Origin of the sequence: Salinimicrobium catena (assembly GCF_900102915.1) — a bacterium.
Classification (GTDB): Bacteria; Bacteroidota; Bacteroidia; order Flavobacteriales; family Flavobacteriaceae; genus Salinimicrobium; species Salinimicrobium catena.
The window spans coordinates 1-10,187 of record NZ_FNGG01000020.1; the positions used below are offsets into that span (position 1 = coordinate 1).

A 10,187-nucleotide genomic window follows, 5' to 3' on the forward strand; every position below is an offset into this window, starting at 1 on the left:
CTTAAGTTTGATTTCCTAACTTTTACCCACTAACCAGAAAGAACAAAAGAGAGGAGTAAGGTTAAATTAACCGTGGGAACTATAGATTCCGTCAACATTGATAATCCCCTCTCTTTTCTACTTCAATTTCGTTTAGTTCTATGAGACCTGGATCTCGTTTTTAAGTCGATGAAAATAAAGTAGGTGTCCTTTCCTAATCAATTTCTAATGAATAAATGTAACCAAATTTACGGAGTAGACATCAGCAAAGATGTGTTTGATGTTGCTGACTCTGCCGGAAAACATTACCAATTTTCTAATGACAGCAACGGCTTTAAAAGCTTTCTTAAGTCTCTTTCTGATCAAGATTTGGTGGTTATGGAAGCTACCGGTTACTATCATTACAGGCTGGCACAGTTCCTTTACGAACAGGGTGTAAAGGTGTCTGTAGTGAATCCCTTGTCAGTAAAGCGTTTTATCCAGATGAAACTCTCAAAGATTAAAACTGATAAATCTGATGCCCGGGCGATCTGTGAATACGCCACAGTTAATGAAGTTCCATTGTATACAGCCAAAGATGAGAACCAGGCTGAGTCACTTCAGTTGTTGCGTTTGATTGAGATCTACACCAAACAAAGTACCGCCCTAAAGAATAAATTGCATGGTGAAAAGGTTCTTGGAAAGCCTTCCAAAGCTGTTTATCATTCTTTGAACAGATCTCTTAAAGCAATTCAGAGAGAAATTAAGGTCCTGGAGGATCGACTCACTGTAATGGTAAAGGAGGAACAGCAAAACCAACTAAGCCTTCTTAAAAGCATTCCCGGAATGGGTAATAAAACAGCTATCATGTTATTGGTGCTGACAGATGGATTTTCCAATTTCGAAAACGCCAGGCAGCTGTGCTGTTATGCCGGTATTACACCCACTATCAGGGAATCTGGTGCCAGTGTAAGAGGCAGAAGCCGGATTAGTAAAATGGGCAATGCAAAGCTCCGAAACCTGCTGTTCATGTGTAGTTTTACTGCCTGTAAACATAACAAAGCCTGCAGAGAGATCTATGAGCGCATAATAGCCAAGGGCAAAAGCAAGAAGTTAGCTTTGATTGCAGTTTGTAATAAACTTCTTAAACAAGCCTTTGCTGTGGCAAAATCGGGATTGCCTTACGATGAAAATTACGTGTCGAAATTGGGGTGAAAATCCTTGGAAGTTAGCTTAGTTCTTTGTTGTGCTTAGTTGTTTTGTGTCTTTAGATAGCTTATTGTAGTAGAGAATCCTTTAGACTCCACACTTAAACTGGTACATTGATCCGTCGTGATTGTTTTATATCTAAGAATTTGATCGTTTAGAAGTTTCACCTCCTCCTTTTCGTGAGTATAAAGCTTTACCAATCCGTCGTTAACAGATGGTGGTGGAGGCGGTGGTGATAGTTCACCGGAGTGCGTTCTATCAATTTCAGCCTGAGTAAATTTTTCTATTTTTTCTCCAAAAATCAAATATTTTTCACCGATTTGAAATATCCGCGTGCAGCTGGTTTGAAACTGATAAACAAAAAGTTTTTCTTTTAGCTTCACATCTCCTTTTAGAACAGATTCTACCTGCAAGAGCACATTTGTTCCTTTATTTTTAGTGTTTAGGAATTTCTCGAACTGAGACTCAAACTCAGAGTTAATAATTGCAGTACCTATAATTATATAGTCAGATTTTTCAAATAATTCTTCTGTAGTTTCTTTATTTAACTCATCACAAACACAGGCTGATGCTGGATCAAGTGCTGCAAAAAAGAGAAGAATAGTAAAGAGTATTTTTTTCATCAGGTCCAATTAAGCACAACGTCACCGCTTAACGCAAGTTGCGGATTTGGAGACGCGAATTTGTCGGTTTAATTCTATTTTTAAAGGTAGTCAAAAATGTCATTTTTAGGTGATCTGCCGCAATTTGCTCGTTAAGCGATGTTAGCCACTGCCTTTTTTAATCTCCAATAAGACATTTTCTTTCAGATTTTCAGAAGTCAGTACTGCATCTTTATTCAGAGTCTCTGCAATTGCTTTTAAATATCCAATTATGTTCAGGTGATCTTTCTCTGTTTTAACTTCACGGGGTTCAAGGTCATTCTCAATTTCTTTCTCCGTAAAGAAATAGCACTTCACCTTCACATTTCCCAAGTTTATTGTAGCATTATTAGAGTCAGAGAATTTGTCTGGATCATTCCAAAAATCAAACACTCTTTCAATATTGATTTGAGTTGTCTTCTTTCTGGTCAATCCGTCATAAAATTCAACATCATACTTTTTATTGACTAGTTTACTCCAACTTTCCCAATCAGTTTTGTCAGTTTTGGAAATATAAATGTCCCTTAAAGATCCATCTTCGAAATAAATTTCTTCCTTAAGAATATTCCAGTTATTCATTTTTTTAGGTTGTGGCTAACGTCTCCGGTTAACGCAAGTAGCGGTCTTGGAAAACGATTAGTTGTCAGTTAAGTTATCATTTTAAAGGTAGTCAAAAATGTCATTTTTAGATGGTCTGCAGCTATTTGCTCGTTAACCGATGTTGTAGCACGTTTTTTTATTTTCATCCAGCTTTTATTTCTGTCAGACTTTGTGAGTGTAAATAAATTCCAAATAATAAATAAATTATCAGAAAAGGTATTCCGAAAAATGTAAATAACAGAGGTGGAAATGCCCAAGTCAATCCACTAATAATTAGTGAAATCAGATACCATTTCTTCAATTTCATTTTTGTTCCGTAATACACATTTAACCCAACATTTGCTATTCCAATTGCCCAGATTACGAAAATGTATGGAAATTCAGTTTTTTGTAATTCTTTTTCAAGAACAAACATTAGTATTAAGCTTAAATAGCTAAGAATTAAAAAGCACAAAGCAAGTATTCTGACTTTATTCATAATGTTTTTTCAAATGTGCTACAACGGCCGCGGTTATCGCAAGTTGCGGGAGTAGGGATGCGGACTTGTCGGCTTACCGTTTATGTTTCTTGGTTACTAAAATTACACTTTTTCTACAATTACCCGTAATTTGAGATGAACCGCTGTTATATGCAGTTTTTGTTAAGCACACCTTCCATTTCTCTATCTTTGGAATCTAGAATATGTTTTTTTGAAGTTATATTAATGATATTCCAATATTCATTTTCATCTAGAACGTCCCACATTAAATTATTACCCTCATAATCTTTTAATTTACCACTTCTCACAAATTCCAAAGTTTTTGGATGTTTTAAAAACATTTCTTGTTGTTCTTTGAACATTGCTTGAGTGGCTTCAATCATTTTCTTGAGAGATTCGTCCGTTCTCTTTGTTAGATAAATGCATTCATCAAAATCTTCATTTTTACCATACACTCCTTGAGCATCATAACTACGCCATTTATGAACTTTAATGGAAAAAATTTCTGAACCCATATTTTCAGGCACATTTGAATTTTGTGTTATTTCGAAAACTTCTTCTTTAAAGTATAAGTTTAAAATGAATAGAGCTGCTAGAATATCAAATAAGTATTTTAATGATCCAAAATGTAAAGATTCATATCTATTATGTTTTAAATTTTGATATGCATTATTCCAACTATAGGTTAACTTATTTCTAAAATTTTTCTCTGTTTTTATAAATGGTTTGATGATCTTTTGAGATTGGAAACAAGAAGAGGAACTTATAATAATTACTTTATCTTCTAATTTCCATATTTGATTTAAGTGCTTGATACAGTCTTTGTCAAATAATATGTTATTCTCTTTGACTCCTCCATTCTTTTTATAAAGTTCTTTGGCAATGGATTCTATTTCTGCTGCAGATCTTAAAATCAGATCTGAAATTTTAGAGGAATAAACATTTATTTGATTATCATCAATATGTATATCATATGTTAATTTAGTCAATTCTGACTCTATGTTCTTGTATACAGGCCAGTAAATATTTGTCATATTTTTCTAAAAAATTGCATATAACGGTCTTGGCTATGGTTTCGTTGCGTGAAAATCCGCGAGGATTTTCCGATGTAAACCGAAGATAGCAAATTTGCGAGGACTTTCCGAGAGGAAAGTCAGAAGCAATGAACTATAGCCGGTGTTGTAGCCAGTTATTTTTCTGTTATTATATCTTCGCTCAATTTTAGAATATACTTGGCAATTTTTTCTTGAAAGCCGTTTGAATAATATATTTCATCGCGTTTTGCATTCAGTTGTAAATAAAATCGATTAGTCGAAATTACATTTTCATTATCATAATGGTATTCATTAAATTCAGCGTAATATGCTTTCTCATTTTCATAGTAAATACTGATTTCTAATCTTTCCGTATTTGCGTTCAGAGAATCTTTCACGTCATATTTGTAATGAACAGTTTGATTATGTTTCGCTTTGATAATTTCATTCGTATTATCGTTTGTGTAAGTATATGTTGAGAATCCTCCCGAACCAATTTCCAATTTTAGACTATCAGTAAGTTCAATTGAACCTTCTGATATTCCAGTAGTGATATACTTTTCTCGATATTCCATTTTGTCAGATGCGATAATTATGCTATCCGTTCTTTTTGCTTTTTCAGTCATTTTATCAAATTCCGATTGAGTTCTGTAATAAGGGTGCTCTTTATTTTGTCCAAATAAATTTGAACTAATTAAAATCAATATTAGAATCGGTATTTTCATTCTGTGGTAATTGGCTACAACGTCTACGGTTAACAAAAGTGGCGTGTAGGGAAGGATCCACTGTCCGGCGTAACGTTTTTTCTTATGGAAATAAATGTAGGAAAATATCTCTCAAAAAAGCCATTTTTAGTTAACCGATGTTGTAAAAATGTGCCGCCCGTCCGAGTGAGCCTTTCTGCTTTTAAGTCAGCTACATTTTTGTTTTAAAGTTCTAATTTTCTTACCTCTCAAAAATGTCTTTTTTGCGACCTTTTATTTTGCCGTCCGAGTGAGAGAATCCGGTGTCATTTTCTTTTAAAATCAATTTATCTTACCTGTCAAAAATGGTATTTTAAGCATCTATTTTTTTATCCCGCTTGAGTGAGAAAGTCCGCTGCACTTTCTTTTGAAAATCAATCTTTCTTAAGTGTCAAAAATGATATTTTTTAGCTGCTTTTAATTATCCGTTTGAGTAAGCAGTCCGTCAAAATTTATATTTTAAACTCAGTTTTTCTTTCCTTCCAAAAATGGTATTTTAGAAATCCGTTTTATTTGAGTCAGTTTTTGTTTTTCCCCGCGTTCTGTTTGTCAGCGGCATTTTTTACAACGGTTGCGATTAACGCCAGTGTGCGGAATTTAGCACGCGGAGTAGTCGGCTTGTTGTTTTGTGGTTTGGAGTTCTAAGTTATTCTTTTTCCTGGAATACCGCATATTGGCCTCGTTAATCGCTGTTGTAAACTGGAGCGACTTCAGTGTTTTATCTTTGAAAACCAATTTTCTTTTATTTTTTGCCAAATATTGGTTTGGTCTTTTTTTAACTCAATTGGATGTTTTATTCTTAACTCAACACTTTTCTTTCTAGCTAAATCTTGAATTTTTTCAATCCAATTTAGTCCAATTTCCTTATTTATTCTATCGGTTTCCCCATTCCTATATTTCGATATCGCTTCGTTATATACTTTATTCAGAAAATTTACTGCCTCTTCTGTATTTCCGTATTTTTTTATTATTAAAAATTTGCTTAATGGATAGGTATATGGCTCGTTTTTCCATTCAAAAATTTCCAGCCAATTTTCTGGGTTTCTAAAATTTTCAAAAAATGGTATTACATATTTAGTTATGTCATTTTTAATTTTTGATTTGAGTTCCGGTAATTCAGTATTACTATTTAGTTTATACCATTCATTGGTAACATCTGTCAAATATCCTAGCCTAACTCTAATCTCGCAGTCAACTTCTTTTGGAAATTTTGTTACTTCTATTCCATTTACTTCTTTGTATATTGATTTATCTATTAAACCAAGATTAAAAACAAAGTCTTTTTCATCTTTAGAATTCCACTTTGATTTTTGAATATTAAATGCTTGACCGGTTTCCCCAAAATCACGATAGAAATTATTACCAATTTTTTTAAATCCAAAATTTTTAAAGATTGGAGTAATTACTTCTTTAATAATTGAATCATATTCTAAATTTAAATCACTCATTTTTTTAAGTAGAATTTATTTAGGATGTAAATTATTGTTCATCATTATATACGAAAATCGTTCAGGAGCTCTTGTTTACAACGTCCCGAATAACGCAAGTTGCGGCTTGAGAACTCGAATTTGTCAGTTAAAAGGTTAATTTTAAAGGTAGTCAAAAATTGCATTTTTGAGCGGTATTCCGCAATTTGGGTTATTCATTGTTGGCAACTGGGCTTTACAGTTCCTTTATTGTATTTTCAATATCCTCATAAGATAAGATGTATCCAAAAGTGTCTGATTTTCTTAATTTTTTCTGCCTTTTTATGCTCAATAGGCAGTATTGAATTATTCGCTTTTTAATCTTTTTAAACTCCTTCTCTTTTTTAGTAAATCTAAATCCTATAAATCTAAACATACTATCGTACTGCATATAAACGACCAAAAAATAAGTGAATGGAATGAATAAAATGGTCAAGATTATGGGCAGTACAAATGTTTTAAGATTTGTAATAGTTAGAAATGGTTTTGGGTCCGATATTAATTGAGATATAGAATATGAGAATATAAATAATCCAAATATTGCCAATATGCCATTCGTAAATTTTTTAGCTGTTTCTTCTTTCTGATATTGGAATTGAAAATTCGCAATTGCTATAATTAAAATGAACGGGAAGGTAATTATCTCCCATACTAGTGGAAGTGTATAGAAGTTAATTATAAATTCAAATAAGAATATAAATTTAAATGTGTCAATTAAGTTTTTTCGAAAGTAATCCTTAATGTCAATCGCTTTTATGGAGTTATAAATTGAAATACAAGCAGATCCTAAAAACCAAAGAATTGTATCTTTTAATAAATTTATTTCCCAGAAATCCAGAACTGTGAGTAACAATAGTGCTAACTCAACATAAATAATTGAAAGAAGAAATGTGTCAATAATTGTCTCTTGGAAAAAAGCCTTAATTACTCCCCAAAATTGAATTTTGATGGAACCGAGAATAATAAAAATCAATGACCAGAAAATAAAGGCAATTTCTCTGTTATTAAACAATTCGGTCATTTGAGCTAATTTTTTCTTTGCCTTGTTGCCAACGTTCCCGATTAACGAAAGTGGCGAGTAGGGAAGGAATTACTTTCAGGCGCAACGGGATCTTTGTTATGGAAATAAATGTAAGTAATTATCTTTCAAAAAAGCCATTTTGGTTAATCGTTGTTGCGGCAAGCTTAGAATCAGCCCGAACTTTTCCCGAACAGAGTTAATTTTGATTTTTCCCGAAAAGTCCGGCAAACACTGACCATTGCTCCTGCGTTTGAGTAAGAATCCGTTTCGTGATGGACGTGAACAGCGGCAGAATAAACCCGAAAATGGCTTTTAGGGACTGGTTTTTCGGACAGAAAATTACTGGTGAAAAGAGTCGCAGGCCTTTCCTCTCAAAAATGGCAAAATAGTAAGGAATTTTAGTTTGCTGCAACGGCCGCGATTAACGCCAGTGTGCTGGAATTAGCACGCGGAGTAGTCGGCTTATTGATTGGTTGTTTAGAGTTCTGAGTTATTCTTTTTCCCTGAATACCGCATATTGGCTTCGTTAATCGCTGTTGGCTATAGTTTTTTTATAAACCATTCGTAAATTATATACTTTTTATAATCAAAATTATTAAATAAATATACTTTCAAATTATCTTCATAATAATCCTTGGAATCTTGACTTCCTTTTAAAGTTATGGATTCAGAATTATTTTTTTCTTTGAAATAGCTATAAACAAGTTCTCTTAAATATTTGTTTTTAGGAAAGTTAGATACAATTATATCTTTCCAATATCTTCTATCTTTTCCAACAATTTTAGTTTCTCCATATTCTTCGGAAAATTTAATTTTATCTACTACATTAAAAACAAGTTCTTTATTAGGATTGTGATAAAATGTTTTTATAAAATAATGATCTGTTAGATCTAAGTCAGAAATACTAAAACCCATTTCTACATAATCAAATAGAAAATTAAAAAGCGTTGATAAACTTGTAATATCATATCCGAAGGAACTGTCTTTACTTAAATTAAGTTCCAATTCATTATACTTACCGTCAAAAACTATAATTTTCATTAGAAAATTACCTGAAAAACCTTTTGAAACAACTATTTCTTCAATAATTGTGTTCTTAATTTCTATTGGTGTTTGATAAAATTTATTTCCCCAATAAATTCCTGAGTGATATTCATAGTTTTCTGATGATTCTTCTACTTTGAAACATTTACTATAAATATTTTCATCTATTCCTTTAATGAATTCAAGATTAGAATTTTCTTCTTTTATTCCAATGTATTCTGTATTGTGCATTTTTGTGAAAAATTATAGCCAACGGCCCCGCGTAAAGTCAGTACGGTTAAACGCCAAGCCTCATTAGAACCCGAAATGTACTCGTTTTTGGTTTTCCATTCAAGCGAAGACGAAAACACCGTATTGGCTTTACGCATTGTTAGCGGCAGTTTTTTTATTTCTTGTCTCACTGTCTAGTCCGTAGTATTGGACGACCCTTTTAATAAACATGGAATAAACTCTATCATTCTCCAACTGCTTATCAAGTGGTCTGCCATGAACGTAGTTCTTGATCATTACGTATCCTAAATACCAATGGTAAAGTCCTGAAATCGAAACTATGGTCAGGAAAATGCAAATGAATAAGACTAAAAACTGTGTCAGATCAAGGTTGTATAACAGATAACCCAGTCCAAAGACGGGTAAGGCAAATAACGTAGTCAGGGTCAGTCCAACAACTATTAGTGTCGGGAAAGAAATTATGGCGGTCAGCAAAATCACTTTTCCTTGAGGTCTGGATTGTCTAAAAAGTAACATTGGCCCACCAATAACTCCTGATAGCCCAAGAAGAGTGAGGTATGCAATAAAACCGAGGAATATTGGAAATGTGGGTGGCATTGTCTTATTGGTTTTCAGTTTTTGTCATCAAATTGCCGCTAACGTTCTCGATTAACGAAAGTGGCGGGTTCTGAAAACTTCATTTTCCGGCACACCATATTTTTCTATTGGAAATAAATCTAAGTATTTCCTGTCAAAAAAGCCATTTTTGTTAATCGTTGTTGCCAATCCGTAGCGACACAGTCGAGTGAGCAACCAAAGATTTGCGGTTTCGTGTTTCAATTGATGTTCTAAATTTATTCTTTGTCAGTCTGTATTTTTTGAATTTCTAATCCGCAAGAGTTAGGAATGATATAAAGAGTGGAAAATTTATTTTTTTTGAATCTTTAATTAGACTTGAATCTTTCAATCAATGGATTATATTTTAATTTTTAGAATTTCAGAAACCCTAATTTTAAATTTTTAGCGGCTGAGTGAGTGTCCGTTTTCCTTCTTCCAGGACGACAAAAATTATTTTATGGGTAAATTTATATTTCAATCCGGAGCTATGGTTGGCAACGTCTCGAATAACGCAAGTTGCGGCTTGGGAACTCGAATTTTTCCGTTAAAGAATTATTTTAAAGGTAGTCAAAAATGTCATTTTTGGAAGGGTTCCGCAATTTGTGTTATTCATTGTTGTAGCACGTTTTATTTTTTCTCCCAGCCATTCGACTCAGCGAGAGATTGGAGTTCATTTAGTTTGAGAGATAATACTTTTTCAAATTCTATCAGTTGCTCCTCTGTTGCCGAGAAATTATCAAACCAATCGAACATTTCAAAAAGAGTGTGAATAGAGACGAATTTAGAAATTTGCCTAACTAAATCATCGCATTTTTTGTTGTACACATCCAAATTATATATTAAGATGTCAGTTAGTGGATGATCCGCTGGTCCCCCTGCTGCCATAATCTAAGTTTTAAAGCTTTTTTATTTAGCGAATTTTATTCTGATGCTATTGAGATATAGGTCAGGACTAATAAAATTACAATTGAAGTAAGAATATTTCTTTCCCAATTTTCTCTAGATTGTTCACTCTCCAAGTCAGTCCGTCCAAGTTTAAGTATAACCCAAATAAACCCTCCTAAATCTCTAAAAGTCCGCCACATATTAATATGATTTTTTCTTCATAAAGTAGTCGAAATACTCATTCATCAACTTTTACTGTTTTCTACAAATGTGCTACAAC

11 protein-coding genes are annotated in these 10,187 nt (G+C 33.0%); 1 reads left to right on the forward strand and 10 read right to left on the reverse strand.

Annotated elements, in window-relative coordinates; all coding sequences use genetic code 11:
* Positions 1–207 precede the first annotated feature (207 nt).
* Positions 208–1,173 (forward strand): IS110 family RNA-guided transposase, encoded by a 966-nt coding sequence (locus BLS64_RS14835; protein ID WP_093112978.1) that lies wholly within the window; start codon positions 208–210, stop codon positions 1,171–1,173.
* Between the two features lie 35 nt (positions 1,174–1,208).
* Here the strand turns inward: BLS64_RS14835 and BLS64_RS14840 are convergent, their stop codons facing one another.
* The 10 genes from BLS64_RS14840 to BLS64_RS14885 form a co-directional block, all read right to left on the reverse strand.
* A complete protein-coding gene (locus BLS64_RS14840; RefSeq protein ID WP_093114505.1) occupies positions 1,209–1,790 on the reverse strand; it encodes a hypothetical protein in 582 nt (193 codons plus the stop codon).
* A 141-nt stretch (positions 1,791–1,931) separates the two neighbouring features.
* The gene (locus BLS64_RS14845) at positions 1,932–2,387 is read right to left on the reverse strand and encodes a hypothetical protein (RefSeq protein WP_093114506.1); all 456 of its coding nucleotides are present in this window, start codon (positions 2,385–2,387) and stop codon (positions 1,932–1,934) included.
* Between the two features lie 163 nt (positions 2,388–2,550).
* Positions 2,551–2,886: a hypothetical protein gene (locus tag BLS64_RS14850; RefSeq protein ID WP_143019350.1), complete on the reverse strand. Its 336-nt coding sequence runs from the start codon at positions 2,884–2,886 to the stop codon at positions 2,551–2,553.
* A gap of 146 nt (positions 2,887–3,032) precedes the next feature.
* Positions 3,033–3,920 (reverse strand): hypothetical protein, encoded by an 888-nt coding sequence (locus tag BLS64_RS14855; RefSeq protein WP_093114508.1) that lies wholly within the window; start codon positions 3,918–3,920, stop codon positions 3,033–3,035.
* A gap of 155 nt (positions 3,921–4,075) precedes the next feature.
* A complete protein-coding gene (locus BLS64_RS14860) occupies positions 4,076–4,645 on the reverse strand; it encodes a hypothetical protein (protein WP_093114509.1) in 570 nt (189 codons plus the stop codon).
* A 728-nt stretch (positions 4,646–5,373) separates the two neighbouring features.
* Positions 5,374–6,111, reverse strand: a complete 738-nt coding sequence (locus BLS64_RS14865) for a DUF4304 domain-containing protein (RefSeq protein WP_093114510.1) — start codon at positions 6,109–6,111, stop codon at positions 5,374–5,376.
* Between the two features lie 214 nt (positions 6,112–6,325).
* Positions 6,326–7,150 (reverse strand): hypothetical protein, encoded by an 825-nt coding sequence (locus BLS64_RS14870; protein ID WP_093114511.1) that lies wholly within the window; start codon positions 7,148–7,150, stop codon positions 6,326–6,328.
* A 540-nt stretch (positions 7,151–7,690) separates the two neighbouring features.
* A complete protein-coding gene (locus tag BLS64_RS14875; protein ID WP_093114512.1) occupies positions 7,691–8,425 on the reverse strand; it encodes a hypothetical protein in 735 nt (244 codons plus the stop codon).
* Positions 8,426–8,554: 129 nt separating this feature from the next.
* Positions 8,555–9,022 (reverse strand): hypothetical protein, encoded by a 468-nt coding sequence (locus BLS64_RS14880; protein WP_093114513.1) that lies wholly within the window; start codon positions 9,020–9,022, stop codon positions 8,555–8,557.
* Positions 9,023–9,649: 627 nt separating this feature from the next.
* The gene (locus BLS64_RS14885; RefSeq protein WP_093113669.1) at positions 9,650–9,907 is read right to left on the reverse strand and encodes a hypothetical protein; all 258 of its coding nucleotides are present in this window, start codon (positions 9,905–9,907) and stop codon (positions 9,650–9,652) included.
* Between the last annotated feature and the right edge of the window lie 280 nt (positions 9,908–10,187).